22 protein-coding genes and 1 pseudogene are annotated in these 17,136 nt (G+C 38.9%); 16 read left to right on the forward strand and 7 right to left on the reverse strand.

The genetic code is table 11. The annotated features are described in order from the left end of the window. Position 1: 1 nt before the first annotated feature. From AC1ECB_RS02350 to AC1ECB_RS02380, 7 genes are all read right to left on the reverse strand, one after another. Positions 2–1,279 (reverse strand): hypothetical protein, encoded by a 1,278-nt coding sequence (locus tag AC1ECB_RS02350; protein ID WP_485667281.1) that lies wholly within the window; start codon positions 1,277–1,279, stop codon positions 2–4. A gap of 127 nt (positions 1,280–1,406) precedes the next feature. Then, positions 1,407–2,159 (reverse strand): AAC(3) family N-acetyltransferase, encoded by a 753-nt coding sequence (locus AC1ECB_RS02355; protein ID WP_485667282.1) that lies wholly within the window; start codon positions 2,157–2,159, stop codon positions 1,407–1,409. 634 nt (positions 2,160–2,793) lie between these two features. Continuing rightward, complete coding sequence (locus tag AC1ECB_RS02360; RefSeq protein ID WP_485667283.1) at positions 2,794–4,629, reverse strand: AAA family ATPase; 1,836 nt, start codon at positions 4,627–4,629, stop codon at positions 2,794–2,796. A 143-nt stretch (positions 4,630–4,772) separates the two neighbouring features. After that, positions 4,773–4,985: a hypothetical protein gene (locus AC1ECB_RS02365; protein WP_485667284.1), complete on the reverse strand. Its 213-nt coding sequence runs from the start codon at positions 4,983–4,985 to the stop codon at positions 4,773–4,775. A 24-nt stretch (positions 4,986–5,009) separates the two neighbouring features. Beyond that, the gene (locus AC1ECB_RS02370) at positions 5,010–5,084 is read right to left on the reverse strand and encodes a helix-turn-helix domain-containing protein (RefSeq protein ID WP_485669257.1); all 75 of its coding nucleotides are present in this window, start codon (positions 5,082–5,084) and stop codon (positions 5,010–5,012) included. Beyond that, positions 5,085–5,822 (reverse strand): DUF4145 domain-containing protein, encoded by a 738-nt coding sequence (locus tag AC1ECB_RS02375; RefSeq protein ID WP_485667285.1) that lies wholly within the window; start codon positions 5,820–5,822, stop codon positions 5,085–5,087. Then, a complete protein-coding gene (locus tag AC1ECB_RS02380) occupies positions 5,806–6,039 on the reverse strand; it encodes a helix-turn-helix domain-containing protein (RefSeq protein WP_485667286.1) in 234 nt (77 codons plus the stop codon). Before AC1ECB_RS02380 ends, AC1ECB_RS02375 begins: the two co-directional genes overlap by 17 nt. 154 nt (positions 6,040–6,193) lie before the next feature. On the opposite strand from AC1ECB_RS02380, the gene AC1ECB_RS02385 reads away from it, so the two are divergent. From AC1ECB_RS02385 to AC1ECB_RS02460, 16 genes and pseudogenes are all read left to right on the forward strand, one after another. Continuing rightward, positions 6,194–6,595, forward strand: a complete 402-nt coding sequence (locus AC1ECB_RS02385; protein ID WP_485667287.1) for an HIRAN domain-containing protein — start codon at positions 6,194–6,196, stop codon at positions 6,593–6,595. A 54-nt stretch (positions 6,596–6,649) separates the two neighbouring features. Next, positions 6,650–7,450, forward strand: coding sequence for an ORF6N domain-containing protein (locus AC1ECB_RS02390; protein WP_485667288.1), 801 nt, complete (start codon positions 6,650–6,652; stop codon positions 7,448–7,450). Positions 7,451–7,575: 125 nt separating this feature from the next. Beyond that, on the forward strand, positions 7,576–7,884 hold the full coding sequence (locus AC1ECB_RS02395) for a hypothetical protein (protein ID WP_485667289.1): 309 nt from the start codon (positions 7,576–7,578) through the stop codon (positions 7,882–7,884). A gap of 1 nt (position 7,885) precedes the next feature. Continuing rightward, positions 7,886–8,074: a hypothetical protein gene (locus tag AC1ECB_RS02400; protein WP_485667290.1), complete on the forward strand. Its 189-nt coding sequence runs from the start codon at positions 7,886–7,888 to the stop codon at positions 8,072–8,074. A 1-nt stretch (position 8,075) separates the two neighbouring features. Then, entirely contained in the window at positions 8,076–8,351 is a 276-nt protein-coding gene (locus AC1ECB_RS02405; RefSeq protein WP_485667291.1) for a hypothetical protein, read from the forward strand. Between the two features lie 25 nt (positions 8,352–8,376). After that, a complete protein-coding gene (locus AC1ECB_RS02410; RefSeq protein ID WP_485667292.1) occupies positions 8,377–8,709 on the forward strand; it encodes a hypothetical protein in 333 nt (110 codons plus the stop codon). Next, positions 8,702–8,932 (forward strand): hypothetical protein, encoded by a 231-nt coding sequence (locus tag AC1ECB_RS02415; RefSeq protein WP_485667293.1) that lies wholly within the window; start codon positions 8,702–8,704, stop codon positions 8,930–8,932. The genes AC1ECB_RS02410 and AC1ECB_RS02415 overlap by 8 nt, the downstream gene beginning before the upstream one ends. Further along, on the forward strand, positions 8,925–9,113 hold the full coding sequence (locus tag AC1ECB_RS02420) for a hypothetical protein (protein ID WP_485667294.1): 189 nt from the start codon (positions 8,925–8,927) through the stop codon (positions 9,111–9,113). The genes AC1ECB_RS02415 and AC1ECB_RS02420 overlap by 8 nt, the downstream gene beginning before the upstream one ends. A gap of 221 nt (positions 9,114–9,334) precedes the next feature. Then, on the forward strand, positions 9,335–9,823 hold the full coding sequence (locus AC1ECB_RS02425) for a hypothetical protein (RefSeq protein ID WP_485667295.1): 489 nt from the start codon (positions 9,335–9,337) through the stop codon (positions 9,821–9,823). Between the two features lie 134 nt (positions 9,824–9,957). Then, a complete protein-coding gene (locus AC1ECB_RS02430; protein ID WP_485667296.1) occupies positions 9,958–11,457 on the forward strand; it encodes a protein kinase domain-containing protein in 1,500 nt (499 codons plus the stop codon). A 323-nt stretch (positions 11,458–11,780) separates the two neighbouring features. Then, a complete protein-coding gene (locus tag AC1ECB_RS02435; RefSeq protein ID WP_485667297.1) occupies positions 11,781–12,416 on the forward strand; it encodes a type 1 glutamine amidotransferase family protein in 636 nt (211 codons plus the stop codon). A gap of 336 nt (positions 12,417–12,752) precedes the next feature. After that, positions 12,753–13,096: pseudogene (locus AC1ECB_RS02440) on the forward strand (DUF2238 domain-containing protein). Between the two features lie 362 nt (positions 13,097–13,458). Next, positions 13,459–14,013: a glycerol-3-phosphate responsive antiterminator gene (locus AC1ECB_RS02445; RefSeq protein WP_485667298.1), complete on the forward strand. Its 555-nt coding sequence runs from the start codon at positions 13,459–13,461 to the stop codon at positions 14,011–14,013. Positions 14,014–14,049: 36 nt separating this feature from the next. Further along, positions 14,050–14,859, forward strand: coding sequence for an HAD-IIA family hydrolase (locus AC1ECB_RS02450; protein ID WP_485667299.1), 810 nt, complete (start codon positions 14,050–14,052; stop codon positions 14,857–14,859). Positions 14,860–14,875: 16 nt separating this feature from the next. Next, complete coding sequence (locus AC1ECB_RS02455) at positions 14,876–16,180, forward strand: alkaline phosphatase family protein (RefSeq protein WP_485667300.1); 1,305 nt, start codon at positions 14,876–14,878, stop codon at positions 16,178–16,180. Positions 16,181–16,185: 5 nt separating this feature from the next. Further along, the gene (locus tag AC1ECB_RS02460; RefSeq protein ID WP_485667301.1) at positions 16,186–17,130 is read left to right on the forward strand and encodes a carbohydrate ABC transporter permease; all 945 of its coding nucleotides are present in this window, start codon (positions 16,186–16,188) and stop codon (positions 17,128–17,130) included. The last annotated feature ends 6 nt before the right edge of the window (positions 17,131–17,136 follow it).

Consider the following 17,136-nt stretch of genomic DNA (forward strand, 5'->3'; position numbering starts at 1 on the left):
TTTATTCGGTGCCGTATAAAATCTTAGTCCATTGCCACCGTAATAGTTTTATCCATGCTGAAATTGGATCAGACTCACAGTTCGATTTGGCAATTTCAATATGTTGCGGTGAATCAACTATGAGTTTAGCAACCATACGTTGCACGATGATTGCTTTTTGTTGGTTTTCTCCGTCGTTGAAATCCTCATCCCAGTCAGGATAGGTCTCGTTACCGGCGTGGACGTAATCCGAGCGGGCTCTGTACGCCCAGTCTATAGCCTGAGCGCAATGTTCTATGGACATATCTGATAGCGGGGCTAGACGCGGTAACAATGCGGTGAGACGTGATCTTTTTTCGCTATCTCCGTCAAGCAATATACTTTCAGCGCTAATCATCAAATATAAAATAGTAACTCCTAAACCGTCGTAATGATCTTTAATTTCTTGGGTAGCAATAGATTTTCCATAAAACCTTATAGATTTATAAAAACGCTTTGATAAGCCATCTGCAGATCTTTTCGCGATCAAGCAATTAAATACATTATAAAACTGGTCTTGAAAGTCCGTATTACTTAACCAATCTAAATTCAAACGGCATGCGTTGTTAAAGTTCAAAGATTCATGTCTGCAGCGCCAGTTGTCTTGAGCCCAAACTGCTAAATGCTTTGTCGGTTGACGAACGATATGATTGGAGAGGGATTTAGGGTAATTTGGGTATACACAAGCCCAATAGAGCGCTTCAAGTGCGACTATACTACCGTATGCGAAAGAATGAGCGATTCTCGACACGTACCCGGTCTGGTGCCGTACGTTGATTGCTAGCAGTGGATGTTCAAAAAAGCCTGGGGATCTTGATTTTTCAGTATGGTTAGCGCGATCGTGAGCTGTTTCAGTGGTTATTTGACATAGGTCCCTTAATAGCGTGATTTTGTCATCTCGTGAACCGGTAATGAAGTGAAAGTTATTAAATGCAATACTACTACTCAATGTCGCATGCCTTAAAGGGATAATAATCCAATGGTCATCTATGTTGACACTTAGATTGAGCTTCAGATGTTCAATGAAGTTAGTTGCATCATTATTAGTAAATTCATTTGGAAGTTGTTCTTCTACATGTGATAATACCGATAAGATCACCGCATATGCAATGTCAGCTTCAAAAACACTATCAAAATCAATGTGTGTGGATAGTACTTCCAATAGGTTTAGTACAACGGGAGCTATTGATTCTGGCTCCCAATCCCCAGTTCTTTTACAGTAGTGAAGAAGGCTTAATGTGAGGGCAATAAGTTTTTTCATTTTTTGTCTCCTGATGCTTTTATAACAGATATATAGTTACCTGCTAATAGTTTTTCGAGAATTATTAGAGAAAAACCTCTTCGCAAATTCCGACATTATCCTCTGTGGCCGGAAAAGAAAAAACCGGCTAATGCCGAGAACTTTTCTTAATTCCATATAAACCTAAAGCATCGCTTGCCAATGCATCTTTATAAAGATTTATTACATTATTAACTTTGAAAAACATACACTTTGCTTTTCCGATAGTGATATCTTTTATATAGCCTCTGGCATATGCTTGATCTTGTATTTTATACCAAGCCTTTTCGGGAGGTTTTCCCGTTTCGATATACCATTGCTCTTTAGGGTAATAACGTTGAACTTCCGCTGTCGGCCTAAAAATGTCTTGGATTTCAGATGGAAGATTATCTTCTACATAATGCATGCTAGTGAGCTTATATATATCGACGCCTAATAATAAGCCATATCCATCTTTAACGTGTAGATTTGATAATCCTTCACTATTCTTATCCTGTTCCGCACCCCAGGCCGACACTCTATGCATTCCCTTGCCGGTTATTACATCAGGCATTTGCCGAAACGTATCTGAAATAATCCCCATGCCGGTTCTTTCGCTAGAATTGGGATCTAATATTTTTATTTTGCAGGTTAAACCTTTTTGCTTATCATCATCTGTGAGTTCAAATGGTTTTGACATGGGAAATGAAGGCATAATAATTGCGCCTTCCGGTGTAACAATATTCTTCAATGCGGAAATTACTGTTTCAGCGCCACCATCGACATTACCAAAACTGCTGAGAGAGCTATGGACTTCAATATACATGCCTTTTTGTAAGCCAAGCTCACGGAACCTGGTTTCGATTTCATCACGAGTAATCATATTATGTCCTTTCCCTCATTTGAGTCGTAAACCTCAGGAATGTGTGGATTATCTGCATTCATGGGGTTACGCTTTATAAGCTGCAATGGCGGCCGGGCTGGTTTAATCCCACATTTCGGAGGTCGAAAAATTTCTTATAGTTAATAACAATTATTAATAAGTAGCATAAATTTATATTACCAGATTAATCACTTTTTCAGACTTTATCGCCTCATATACCATCTGCAATAGACAAAAATATTTTTGGGGAGTACAAAGCGATTTTGGTTAAACTACATATTATTTTATATTCAACGATCATTGACTCAAGAAATCTACAACAATTTATGTCTATTTAGAATATACGTATGATCTTTTAATACGGACAGAGAGCATATAATCGACAAATAATCACTATAAAATGGTTGTATAGAGTTTGTATTTATCAATAATCGTTATTAACTGTCTTTCTGTGCTTCATGTCCGAAATGTGGGTTTAATAAGTATGCTGTCGGGCGGGGCAGGCCGAGAAAGGTAGTTGCTGGCTCAGAATAGGGTCAATATATTCATGCAAAGTATAAAGGGGCGGGACTAAGATCCCGCCCTAAGTATTTGATGGTGTTCCCAGGTGGTAATGGAAATACCCAGATCATATCTATTTGTTATTCGCCGTTATGAACTCGTATATTTTTTGGCAAAGCTTTATGGTTTCAGGAGTAAGATCATTAATATTATTAATATGATGAAGTGATCTTTTGCAGAAAGTAAGCTTATCGGAAACTGTACCTGACTTTGATGCATAGGAGCCATGTCTATTTTTATCACTTAAATTTTGTTCAATGAATTTGCCGAGATATTTATTTGAGTAATCTTTTTCGGCAAACGATATATGGAAAAGAGGAGGTTTTTTTTCATATTCCTCGATTACCTTGATTAAAACATTTTTAGTTAATAGATTCTCTATTTCTTTACATGGTAAGCAATAATAACGATCAAGGAGTTTTTCTTTTAATTTATTTTGTCGGCCTAGTTTTTTATCGCTGTCTTTATCAGTTATGAGTAATAGTTTGCTACATAGTCTGTCAACATTTATAGTGGATAATAAATCACTTTCTTCTTCATTATCCAAAAAGGACCAATGAGTTATATTATTTCCTCCATACTCTACGAATGAAAAGTGTATATCTTCTTTATATACAGTTTCATTTTTTAAGTTCTGTTGATAGATCTTAAAATAATGACGCAAATAAAGCCTATCTGTAATGCCTTCCACCCAGATTGTACAATTAGATAAAAAAACTGAAGACTTTTTTACACCGAGTAGACTTAACAATTGATTATCACCAGTACTTACCGTTTCAACAATACATCTAGGTTCAAGCTCTTTAGAATTAGTTTCTTCAAACTCTTTTTTTATTGAATAGATTGAAATATTATCGATATCTAAGCTTATATCTAATAGATGATTTGAATGCGTAGAAATAAAATATTGAAAATTTTTGAACTCTGGTCGTGTAAGCGTTTCTAATAGTTTTCTTTGCAACCCAGGATGCATGAATATTTCGGGTTCTTCAATAAAAACTAATAAACTTTCTTCAGAATGAGCAAACAAAGGAAAGGTTATGATGATTATTGATTGAATACCGTCTCCTAAGTCAAAAATAGGACGCTCAGCTTCATTACCTATTTTTACAAATAATACATCTGAGCCATTACGAGGAATTAACGCTACTTTTTGGCCATCAAAAAAGTTATTACCTAAGAAGTCTTGGAAATTGGAAATTTTTTCTCTTTCTGTTAATGTGCCGAGTAATAAATCTTGAACTTGTTTAAATAGTTCTAATCCTGTGAAAATACTTTCTTGATGATCTTGATGATCTTGAAAATAGTCTTGAATTGTACGCTTTTTATAAAGATCGATATTGTTTGCAAGATTTCGCAGCCCTCTAAGAGTTGGAATATATACTTTTTTACAATTGCATGTAGTGTTTATGGCAGAAAATAAATCAGTTTCAAACGATGATGCAAGATTATGAAGTTCCGAATTTAGGCTTGAAGGATCGTTTAATCCAATTCCATCTGAATCAATTGGATATTCGCGATCTAGTTGAGATGAATCTCTTAATAAAGAATCTATAAATTGTATATATGGCATTACAAAATCTGTGTTGTTTATTCCTGAAGGAATTGCACTCAAAACATCTAAAGTATGGCGAAGTCTATTATAATCTCTTATTCTGCGTGATCCAATACAGTTACCTATAGCCTGTTTATATTTATAAATTATTTCATTTATTTTTTCATGATCAATTGTATAATTTAGTCCCTTTAAATTATCAATTTGAAAGATTTTTCGAAGAAGCCGACTTTTACCAGAATTATTTGTACCAACGATTAAATTTATATGTGAAAGACTATCTATCCAATTTTTTGAGTGCGAAGATGAAAATATGAATTTTTCAAAATCACCTAAATTTAGACTGCGAAACATATTTTTTCCTCCAAACCAAAAGAATAATCTGCTGTATTACCATTTATATACACCTTTCGGCAACTAGCAGCATTTACCTCTTCACAAATTCTGACATATTTTACTGTGACTAAAAAAGGAAAAACCCCGGTAAATACCGGGACCTAAACCTTATAATCAACCCGATCTCCAACGCCATCCACGATAGAGCGCTGCTTATAGGGATCAGGCTTGGAGTTATTTTTTATGGATTTTTTGGCTCTAAACTGCCTTTTTTTTCTTGGTAGATACTGTGTTTCAAAATCAAAGTAATCCGGCATTGCTTTGCGAACAGGTAGAATTTTTCTTATTGCTTGGATAGGTTCAACTCGTTCCACGGTATCACCTCGCCAATTTGGTCATTAAGGACTCTCTTTAGAGGGTATGTATTCAATAAGGTCGCCAGGTTGGCAGTTGAGAGCGGTACAAATACTTATTTATTTACCATCTCTTTTGGCAATAGCATCTAGTTTTTGTTGAGGTAATCCAGAATAAAGTTTTGCAATTAGTTTTGGCTGGGTTATCTGATATTCAACAGCGTTGTTAATCAAGGTAAAGAGTTTGCTGACAGTTTCAATATCATCTTTTAGATCAATTGTACCGGGGTGTACCGCATTATTTCCTATGAGGCGGACAATGTCAAAAGTCTTTTGTATATTTTCAGGTAAGCCATTACGTACCAGGTAAGCAATGTAATCATTAATATCTTTACCTTTGGCACCTAAATGGACACATAGCTTTTCTACAAGTAGCCTTAGTAAAGCAGCGGCACTTCTGGGAGAAAGGTCTGCAATTGAACGTGCTTCTTCATAGTCATTAATTAATTCATTTGGCAAATCTTTATGGGGCTCGGGCAATGAATTGATCGGATTAATAGGATACAAAATCACAGTGCGAGGTTTAATAACCTGCTCATCATTAATGGGGTCATATTCATAATCGCAATCTTCACTTTCAACAAAAATGTGCTCCAGAGTTACCTTATAGCAAACAGGACATAAATATAAATTCCAAGTATCATCCAGCCAAATTAAATCATACTCTCTCATTTTGTTATAGTTAGCAATTAAATGGGCAAAAGTTTCATTTCCGCAATGGAAGCAATGTATTACTTTACCTTTATCTTCAGTGCTCATAGTGTTATTTTGAGAAGCAGAATTATTCTGGTCGGCCATTATCATCACCCATATTGGGTATGTATTCCAGCAAATCCCCTGGCTGGCAGCTGAGGGCAGCACATAATTTCTCTAATACATCCCATGTAACACCTTTAGCATCCTCATGGTATAGTGCTGTTGCTGTATTTCTAGCTATGCCTGCCATTTTTGATAGTTCAGATATATTTATTCTCTTTTCGCCTAATATTCGGCTAAGATGACATTTAATCGCCATACAATCACTCCTTTAAACATATTGTACCATGATTTTTGTAAAATGCGCAACGTATTGAGCAAAATGTATTGACTTGCATGCGCAGACATGCTATCATAAAGATAGTACAAGCAAGCAAAATGATAACTAGAATGAGCAGGAATGAGGGTTAAAAATGTTAAAATCTATCGTAGCCACTATTGGCAATGCCTTGGTAAAGCGCGGTATATCCCGCCCGCATGCCTTCCAAAAATCCTGGCGTATGGCCCGGCAAAACAGATTCTTTGCCAAAGCTGTCGGCGTGACTATCGGCAGCCGTCAGGAAGCTCTTATGCGCTTGGCGCAATACGGACGGGAACTGGTCCATGTGTACCTGATGCATGAGGGCAATAACCCGGTAGATCCCAACGCGGTGGCCGTGGTTGTTGCGGTGGCCGATAAAGGGCAATACAAGGCCGGATATCTGCCGAAAGAAGGCGCCAACCTGTTAGCCCGGGTATTGGACAAGTTCGGCGGAAAACTGGTGGCCACACTGGAGAGCATTACGGGCGGGGGTGAGCGGAAGATACGGGCTTAATTTTAGTTATACTCTGGGCGGTGGTCTCGCCCGGTAATGAAAGGAGTGTGATCAATGAATTTGCAACTGGTAAATGGTAAGTTGCCAGTGGAAAAGGACAGGGGGCAGCGAGTGATAACCTTTCGGGATATTGATGCGGTGCATCAGCGCCCGGAGGGAACGGCGCGAAAGAGGTTTAATGACAACATTACTTATTTTATAAAAGAGGAGGATTATTTCGAAGTTAACCAGCCGTCCGAAATTCGGACGCTTGGTTTGGAGCGTCCCCAGGGTGGCACGCCTGAGAAAGTTATCTTACTTACTGAGTCCGGCTACTTAATGGTAGTTAAATCCTTCCACGACGATCTAGCCTGGAAAGTCCAACGCATGCTGGTCAAAAGCTACTTCCGGGCCAAAGACCAGGGCGAAGAAAAGCAACTCCCACCACCAGGCACCACAGCCGACATACTTAAAGAGAATATACTCACAGGTAAAGCCTTCGCTGAGGCTATGGGTCTGAATGAGCAGCAAGCCTTAATGGCTGCGATTGCAAAAACTGAGCGCCAAACGGGGGATGATCTCCAAGATTTCAAGCACCTGCTGACTTCTGTGCCGAATGCCAGGCAAATAGAGCCTAGATATAAAGGCAGAGCCCGGGGTGAGAACAAGTTAAGTCCTGAACGGTTAGCTGTATTAGAAGCACTAAGCAACGCCGGGAAGCCGCTAACGCCAAAGCAAGTAGCGATTATAACCGGGCGGGGCAGGAATGCAGCGCAGAAACTACTTATAAAACTAAGGGAGGCGGGGGCAGTCGATATTGTGAGGTATGGGCAATACGTTCTAAAGGAATCGCGAGTATTCCCAGTCAAGCAATAGAAAAGGCCGCTAAGTGTTTGCACCACTCAGCAGCCAAGGACAAGCAAGGAACCTACAAGAAACCCGCCGTCAAGTCCATTCTATCAGGCGGCGGGGAACCAGTCAAATGATAGGAGAGTGATGCTATGACTAGTAATATTCCTTCAAACCGTGACAACATATCAATATTTGAATTACTAGCAGCGATTGGCGCAGATAGGGCAGTAAACACATATCAACCGAGCAAATTGCCGGAATGGAAGCAAGCTTACGATAAATTGCAAGAGATGATAAATAAATTACTTGAAACAGGCGCTAAACAAGTAGAGATTGAGAATTTGCGTAACCAGGCCACGGTATTTGAGTGCACTGTAATTGATACCATGTATAAATATGGATTCTCTGATGGAATACACTTTATCATTGAGACTCTAACCGGAAAGAAGGTAACATGACATGAAAGAGCTTGAGCGTCAACGCCTTGACCGGTATATAGCCGATGCAGAAAAGTGGCTGTTTGTCATTACCGATGGTTTGCGGTACCCAGAGAACTCACAGCAGGCTGCTGCTGGTGCTTTGGCTAGGGCTGTGGTTGAATTACTAACTGTGGTAAATCACCAAATGAATATTGATGGGGGGCAATAAGATGTTTTTATCAAATCAAACCTGCCCTGTATGTGGGCACCGTCTACATGTTACCTGGTCGTGGCCGCCGGTTATTACTGGTTCGCCTACACCGCTGGTATTTGTATGCCAGAACTGCGCTATAAACGAGATGGCTGACGGGTATATAGAACGGAAACCTTTTGCAAATGATGTGATTATAAAGCCGGAGGGACGGAATGTTTTAGCGCGGCATTACAGCGCCTATAATCAGGCCATTCCATATATGAATGAGAGAAAGATACCTATTGGTGCTTAAAATACAGGTGGGGAGAGGGTGTAGCATGGTCATTAGTGATGGAATGCGCGATAGCATGCTGGATATAGCGGGGCTTACATATAAAGAGCATTTAAATAGAGGCGGTACTTTAGAAGTATGGCAATATGGCAAGTATACGCCCACTTATATAATGTTACCGGTCGGAAAAGTAGATTTTGATCGGCAGGGATCGTCGTGCATATTAAAGGCGATAGCCCGAACGGTACCAGGCGAGGATGTCCACAGGTGCTGGCGTATTGAGGATGTTGTGGACGTAAGGGATATTCTTAATGCTGTTGGTCAAGGCTTTAGCGATTCTTTAAAGGATTGCGTTGGCCGGGAGGCGCGAAATGAGTAAATCAACAAACTTAATCATAGTTATGTCTGCGGATGAGCAGCAAAGCCGGGTATTTATTGCAGGTGCTTCGACAGTTGACGAATGGCAAGATAAAATGATGGCCGTAGTACTTAAAGATAATACGACATTCCGATTTTCTCGGGATAGCAGTAGGTTTGCTGATGATTTGATAGCCTGGGGTAAGTCGGAACAGGCTAAAAGGGGAGGTATGAGCGGTGCCTAAATTAAAAGTGGATGAAAGATTTGTTTGGGCAGAGCTGCTTTGTCTTAGAACAATACTTATAGAAGTGGTGGCCGGTAAGCGGCATGGTATGCAGAGCGGGAAAGCGGCAGCAATCGCCAGGGAGATTGAGCGCCTAGCGGCAGCGGTGATTGTGCCAGTAAATAAAAAGATAGCAAATTAGAAAGATCGGCGGGGTTAATTCTCGTCGATCTTTCTAATTTGGTAATTGTCCGATTTACACATGTAAGCGACGCAAAAAAGAATTTATGTGCAGGGCTTTATTGGTAGGCGTGGAATTAAATTCAAGACGGACTGTTATAAATTGAGTGATACAAAGATTTGGTGATTTATAATAAAAACTAGAAAACGAATATGGGGCTTTTGCTAAGGGGGAAGTATACTTTGGACGCTACTAGTGCTGCATGGATTGGATTTCTAGGTGCCTTGGTTGGAGGATTAATAGGTGCTATAGGTAGCTACTTTGGCAGTGTTAATGCTACTAAGCGAAACATATTTTTCACACAAAGAGTACAAGAATTTACTGCTCAAGCTCAATTACACCGGCAAATTGAATTCAGTCTTTTTAAAATTGATATATTATATGAACAAGTCACAACAAACAACTTATTTGATAAATTGTTCTATGTTGAACATACAATCTATGATTCAGAATGGCATAAGCATTTAGCCATTTTACTTGATTACATTTCCGTTGAGCACCAAGATACAATTGTGTTATGGTTTGATTCATTGGCGCGTTTTATATCGTCAGCAAGAGCTACTGGTGGATATGTTAACGGTGCTGAGATTGTCAAATTTGTTGGCGAAGTATCGACATTACGTGAGGAAGTAGTGGAAGTGTTAAAATTTATAGTGACATTAAGAGAATAGGCGACTATATTTTCCTCAAAGCAAAAATATTTAAGGTAAAAATAAAAAATTAAAGCTATGGTATTCCCATCATAAGGCTCATAGACTCAAGTGCTATAAAGAATATGGAAGGATTACCCAAACAGGAGGATACAATGTTAGCAAGTATTATTAGTAAACACATTAAACAGAATAACAATAATATGAGTTTGCTTTTAGGAGAGTGTGATAAGCTTATCCAGATTGGTCAAGGAGGAAATAGTCTTGTATATGGTGGTAAACAAAATGGTCATGATGTAGCAATAAAATTTTTAGTTCAGGAGGATTCACAAAAATTATTAAGGTTTAAGGCAGAATATTTTAATATAAGTTTAATTAATAATTATAAAAATATTGTTAAGTATATAAACTATGAGGAATATAAGCTAGAGGATAAATTAATTCCAGTTATCGTGATGAAAAAGTATGATTGTTCGTTAGCAAAATATAAGGAAAAATTTGATGTTAACTATACCGAGTTTGTTAAACTATTCAAGTTTTTAATTCGTACTTTAAAATATATACATTCACATGGGGTAATTCATAGAGATATAAAGCCAGAAAACATTTTAGTAAATGCGGATGGAGAGTTTGTTTTAGCTGACTTCGGGATTGCTGGCTATGACTCGGAACGATATCTAATAAAGGCGGAGACTGGAAAGGGTGAGAGAATTGGAAACTATGAATTCTCAGCACCTGAACAGTATTACAAAAATAGTGCGCCAAAGGATCCACATCCGAATATGGACATCTATGCTGCAGGGCAAGTCTGTCAATGGTTTGTTACTAGTTCAACACATAAGGGGACTGGAAGAAAAAAACTTACTTCAATAATGCAAGAGCAAGATATGGATATTTTTGATTTAATTATTAATAAATGCATTATGCAGGATCAGAATGAAAGATTCCAAAGTATTGAGGAAATCATAGAGACTTATGAAAGATTAAAAAAGAGCAAGATTAAGGAAGATCCATGGGATTCAATTTATAAATTTAACGATGCTCTAAGAGCATCATTTCCCAAAATCTACAAGAAGATAACGTACGTTAGTGATCCTAAAATCTTAGAGCGGTTAATAGAAAATCTTTTAAGAAAGGAATTTGGTAAATATCTTTGGTTCAACACAGGAACAGGGAACATGTATATTTCTGAATTACAATTAGAATATAATTCGGATAGTAGAATTTTAGTTATGAATGAGATAGAAGCGTTGCTTAATGGAGTGTGGGTGTATATAGGAGATTCTGAATATGATGATGTACTAATTTTGGATTTAAGTCCTCTTGAAGAGTATGAACTTGATGGGAAGCAGTGTTATGATATTTCAATAATTAATGGTAAATACAAAGTTGATAGTAATGATATTAGATCTGGATATGTAGAATTAGAAGATAAAGTTTACTCGCTTCAGGATGTTGATGTAATAGAAAGGAGTAGGCAATTAACAGAGCAATACCATGTATTAGGAACGCCATATCATTGTGCATTGTTAGTGGAAAATGATAAATATGTAACAAATCTCCAGAAAAATACTACATTAACTATGGAAATAGTTGATGATTTTATTAAAAAAATTAGAAGAAATAAACATGAAGAAGTCGTGAAAATGCTTTAGTTAAATAAAGTAGATCAGGTTGTATGTATATCGGCGGGATTAACTTACCGTCGATTACTCATTTATTTGGCAAAATGTCCAAATTGTCCAGAGATATAAGCGCTATTTTACTATAAAAAAGGTACCTGGTGTACGATTTTATTTAAAGGGAAACACAATATTAAGAAGAAAATAGATGGTGAATAAATGCAAAATGTTGGTAGACTAACAGTGATAAATCAAAATTTGTGAAAGTAGAAAAAAGAGAGAAGTTTTGAAGCTTATGCTAACTAAGAGCAATGAAATTACCAAAAACGATAGTTTAGAATACGGGAGATGACGTTATGAGTAAAAACACGGTATACATGTACATCCTTGATACTATGGCCGATTGGGAGTGGGGATACGTAACTGCTGAATTGAAAACCGGACGGTTTTTCAAGAAAGGAATTCCTCCATTTACGATTAAGACTTTTGCTCTAACTAAGGAACCGATTGCGACCATGGGCGGACTACGCATAATACCTGATTTAGGCGTTGATGAAATTGGCCCTCAGGATTGCGAATTATTACTGTTACCCGGTGGCGAAACTTGGCTGGAGTCAACTCATGCCATAGTGTTGGAAAAGGCGAAAGAATTTTTGGCTTGCGGTATTCCTGTCGCCGCAATTTGTGGTGCGACTATGGCACTTGCAGCAGCCGGCGTTTTGGATACTTACCGGCATACAAGCAATGATCTTCCGTATTTAAAAAAGGTTTGTCCAGACTATAAAGGAGAAGAGAACTATCGATTCGAGAGCGCGGTTAGTGATGGCAATCTGATTACTGCTGGAGGGATGGCTCCGCTAGAACTGGCTTATCAGGTTTTCAAGAAACTATCCGTATTTTCGGATGAAACCTTGGATTGTTGGTACAAGATTCATAAATTGCAGGATCCGCAGTACTTTTATAAACTGCTAAAATCTCTTGAGCAGGAATAGAGTAGTTGAAATTGACATATTGTTAAGTTCAAGACGATGATATAATCCTGCCGTTTATTATTATTTTCAAGGCCTTATAAATCCAAGCAATACGCCACATAACAACTATGTAAACTTGCCGTTTATTTGCCGTTTATTTTCAAAAAAGAGCTCAAAAAAGAACAAATGTTCTAAGAACCAAAAACCTTGAAACCCGTATAAAACAAGCATTTTCAAACATAACAAAACGTAAACAAAAGCAATGTTTCCACCTTCTAAGTGGTTGGTCGAAGGTTCAATTCCTTCCAGGCTTGCCAGAGAAATCAAGGGTTTGTGGACATCACAAGTCCTTTAATTATGTCAAGTTGCCGTTTTATAGTAAGTTCAAGGCTTACTAACCTTGCTTACATCTTACTATGGATCCACGCGCAAGGCTTTGTTTCTGCCATTATTGCAAGGGAGATATTGTTGCGAAAGTCGCCTTTAGAGCTGGGGAAATGGCTTGCTTTTATCGTCGTTTGTATTTGTTTGGCCATTAGTGCAAGCTATGAGTTAATCGAGTTTGGCGTTGCTCTAGCACAGGGGAAGCCGCGCAAGTCTTTCTTGGAACCCAAGGCGATGTTTGGGATACACACTGGGATATGTTACTCGCGTTGGTCGGAGCAATCCACGGCTTTAATAATTCTGGGTGGGTATCATGATCATTCTCTGGCCAGGCACTAAGTGTGGGACCGATAATAGTATTAAAACGAACCTTAAAAACAGAAAAGAGGACTGGGATTTGATGTCAGACGAGTCCCTGTCCCTGCGTTTGTGATTTGCGGACTTTTAGTAAGACCAGGGAAAATGAAACTTTACAAACATTTAACTTACGCATAATACTTTTGGTGTTAATCTTTGATAAAATGAAAACAAGACAAATTGAATAATGGGTTGAGTTTATGAGAATACCCATGTACAATGCAGCCGAACAACATACACAGTTGTGGACTTTTAACTGTGTATTGGGAATTATTGGTATTGTACGAGGGTATTTTTTATTAATTATAAGAGGGATTAACAAATGGAAAAGCTTGAGTATCCTATTATAGCTGCGGTCAGAGATGTAAACCACATGAAAGAGGCCATTGAATCAAGGGTTGAGGTGATCTTTCTTATGTCCGGGGACATTTTTACAATTGAGGAGTGCGTCGCTGCAACGAGGAAATATCAAAAAAAAATTTTTCTGCACATTGATTTGATTAAGGGAATCGCCAATGACAAAGAAGGGCTTAGGTACATTGCGAAAAGGATAAAACCCGATGGGATCGTTTCAACGAAAAATCAGCTGATTCATGCAGCAAAAAAGGAAGGATTACTTACCATACATCAAGTGTTTTTAATTGATACACAGGCTTATGAGATCGCTATAAAAAACGTTTTAGACACCAAGCCTGATATGGTTGAAATAATGCCTGGTCTTATGCCGCGGATAATCCGGCAGCTGAGTCAAGCTGTTGGCTGCCCAATCGTTGCCGCTGGATTAATAAAAACGCAGGAAGAAATAGCTCAGGCTTTAGATGCAGGAGCCTACGCGGTTGCCATAGGCGAACGGCAGCTTTGGACATTAGTATTGTAGACGTACACGAATTATAGAAGGGCAGTGCGATATTAAATGAATTTATCTATGGACGAATATGCAGCTTTTATTTTTGATTTGGATGGATGCATATATAGCGGTAATACGGTATATCCCGCTGCTAAGGAATTGCTTGACAGCTTAATGCGGGTTGGCAAACACGTGCTGTTTCTCAGTAACAATTCTTGGCAAACTTCAGATACAATCCGTAAAAAATTATTATCCATGGGATTGCCGGTAGAACGTGCACCAATTTTGGCGACAACGGAACTTGTTGGCCAATATTTAATGGATAAGTACGGTGCTTTACAACTTCAAGCCGTAGGCTCGGAAGAGCTTAAAAAGTGTTTGCAACAAGTGGGGCATCGGGTGTTTCCTTTGGGAAGTCAGGAGAAATGTGATGTTTTGGTAGTTGGTCTCGATCAATCGTTTACATATCAGAAACTTTGCGATTGCTCACAGAAACTGGCTATTGGGGGGAAGCTGGTAGTTACAAACCTTGATTTTTATCACCCAGGAGAAGGCGGCCATAGAATTCCGGAGACAGGCGCTTTCGTTGAAGCCATAAAGGCTGTCGCTGGTATTAGTGAAGTGGAATCAATAGGAAAACCTGCTGCTTACTCTTTCGAGATGATTACTAAGCAGATAGCAGTCGACCCTGAAGCATGTGTGATGGTTGGTGATAATCCTTATACTGATATGCAGGGGGCTCACGCTGCCGGAATGTTTACGGTGTGGATTTCTCACGGAAATAAGTTTCCCAGGGACGCTAAATGTAAACCAGACATTGTGGTGAATACCATCGGCGAGTTATTGGACGAACTTGTGAATCCAAATAAGCGATAAGCTAGGAGGCTGAAGAATGCAACCAAGAGTTATAGTAGTTTGTATTGATGGGATGGCAGCATATTACTTAAGCGATGATCGCTGCAAGATGCCTAATTTAAGAAGTCTGCTTGTTGGAGGAGCAAAAGTGGAAAAAATGACGTCTACGTATCCTTCTTGCACTTGGCCGGCCCATACTACGATTGTAACTGGTGTTTCACCAAGCAAACATGGGATACTTGGCAACTGGGTAGTTGAAAAGTCTTCGCGTCATGTTAAGGAGTATTATGGAGATCGGGTATTTGAGAAGGAAGATGTGGTCAAGTTTCCAACATTATATGATCTAGCTCATCAAAAGGGTATTCAAACTGCAGCAATTTGTTGGCCGCTTACCCGTGGTGCCAAACATATCGATTTTAATATTCCCGAGTTTTACGAACAGGAACTATTTGAGCAGCACTCTACGCCGCTTTTCTGGCAGGAACTCAAAGAACAAGGGATACTAGTAAACAATTATGGCCCTTGGAGTAAAGAGCATTCACGGGGACAAATGCAGGATTGGTTAACAACCGAAGTCGTAAAATACTTGATAGGCAAACAGAAACCCGGTTTGATCCTAGCACATTTTCTGCTAGCTGACAGCTTTCAGCATGACTATGGGACATGTAGTCCGGAAGTGTTTTGGTCGCTGGAATACTTGGATGAACGTTTGGGGCAGATTATCGAAAAATTGAAAGCAGAGGGGTTGTATGACAGTACCGATGTATTTGTGATATCTGATCATGGTTTCATGGATGCTCATAGTGCAATTCGCCCCAATGTGCTGTTTAAGCAACAAGGCTGGTACAATTCGCTTTCACCTGAACAGAGCAGAGTTATCGCAATTTCCAATGACGGCTCAGGTTATATATATGTTTTTGATGAAGAATATAAGGATCAGTTGGTGCAAGAAATAAAGAAATTGCTGCTGGCAACGGAAGGTGTGGCAGGAGTTTTTGAAAACCAGCATTTTGAGAGGCTGGGATTACCAAATGTTGAAGACCATCCGCATCAAGCTGATCTTATTGTCGAAGCTGCTCCTGGTTATTTAATACAAGATGCTGGCGGAGATAATCAGGTAGTGAGTAGGCAATTTGATAAAAAGGCAACTCATGGATACCTACCGGAAAAAGATGAGATGAAGGGAATACTCGTAGCTTGCGGCCCAAGCATTAAACCAAGTTGTGTTGTTCCCGAAGGCAATATTGCTGATATTGCGCCGACTATCGCTGGTATTTTTGGCATAGAAATTGCGATTGCCGATGGCAAAATTCTGAAATCAATTATTACAATTAAGGAGTGAGAGCTATGGAGGGGGGAGCAGAAATTGTCCTGCTTAAAGGAAGAAAGGTGTGGAAACCGGTAAAATTACTGGATATGATAAAAACAAAAAAACTACTCTGGCCAGTGTTGTTATTGCTGCCGGCGCTGGTTATTTATGGAGTTTTTTTTATCTTTCCGTTTTTTTTTACTTTTTATTTAAGTTTTATGCAATGGAATTTAATTAGCCCGGATATTGAACCTGTTGGTTTGCAAAACTATCAAAACCTGTTTGCTGATAAAGTTTTTTGGATTTCATTAACCAACACGGCTTTTTATGTAGTTGTTACGGTTCCCCTTTCCATGTTGCTGGGGCTGGGATTGGCAGTATTAGTTGAAGGTGCAGGACGTTATCGTGAAGTTTACCGATTTTTGTTATTCATTCCGGTGGTTGCCTCGCTTGCGGTGACTAGCTATGTGTGGATGTTGCTTATGAACCCTACGAATGGGCTAATCAATGCCCTATTAGCTTATCTGGAGATTGCAGGGCCTAATTGGCTAAATGATCCCCAGTGGGCTTTGCTGAGCTTAATGATCATCGGAGTATGGAAAGCGCTAGGTTATAACATAGTTCTTTATATTGCCGGTTTAAAAGGTATTGATAAGCGATTATATGAAGCGGCGGAAATGGACGGCGCCGGGAAATGGAAGCAGTTCACAGCTATAACGATGTCAATGTTGTCACCAGTCCATTTTTTCGTGTTGCTCGTAAGTATAATTAATTCTTTTCAGTTATTTACTACGATTCATATAATGACCCACGGTGCACCAAATAACGCTACCAATGTTTTAGTGTATGAAGTATGGCAGGAAGCGTTTCAGTTTTTTGATATTGGCAAAGCTAGTGCACTATCTATGGTGATGTTTATAGTGGTGTTGCTAATTACCATTTTGCAAATACGGTTTAGTGAATCCAAAGTTCATTATCAGTAGGAGGAC

This window comes from Sporomusa sp. 246TCP1, from assembly GCF_057319775.1.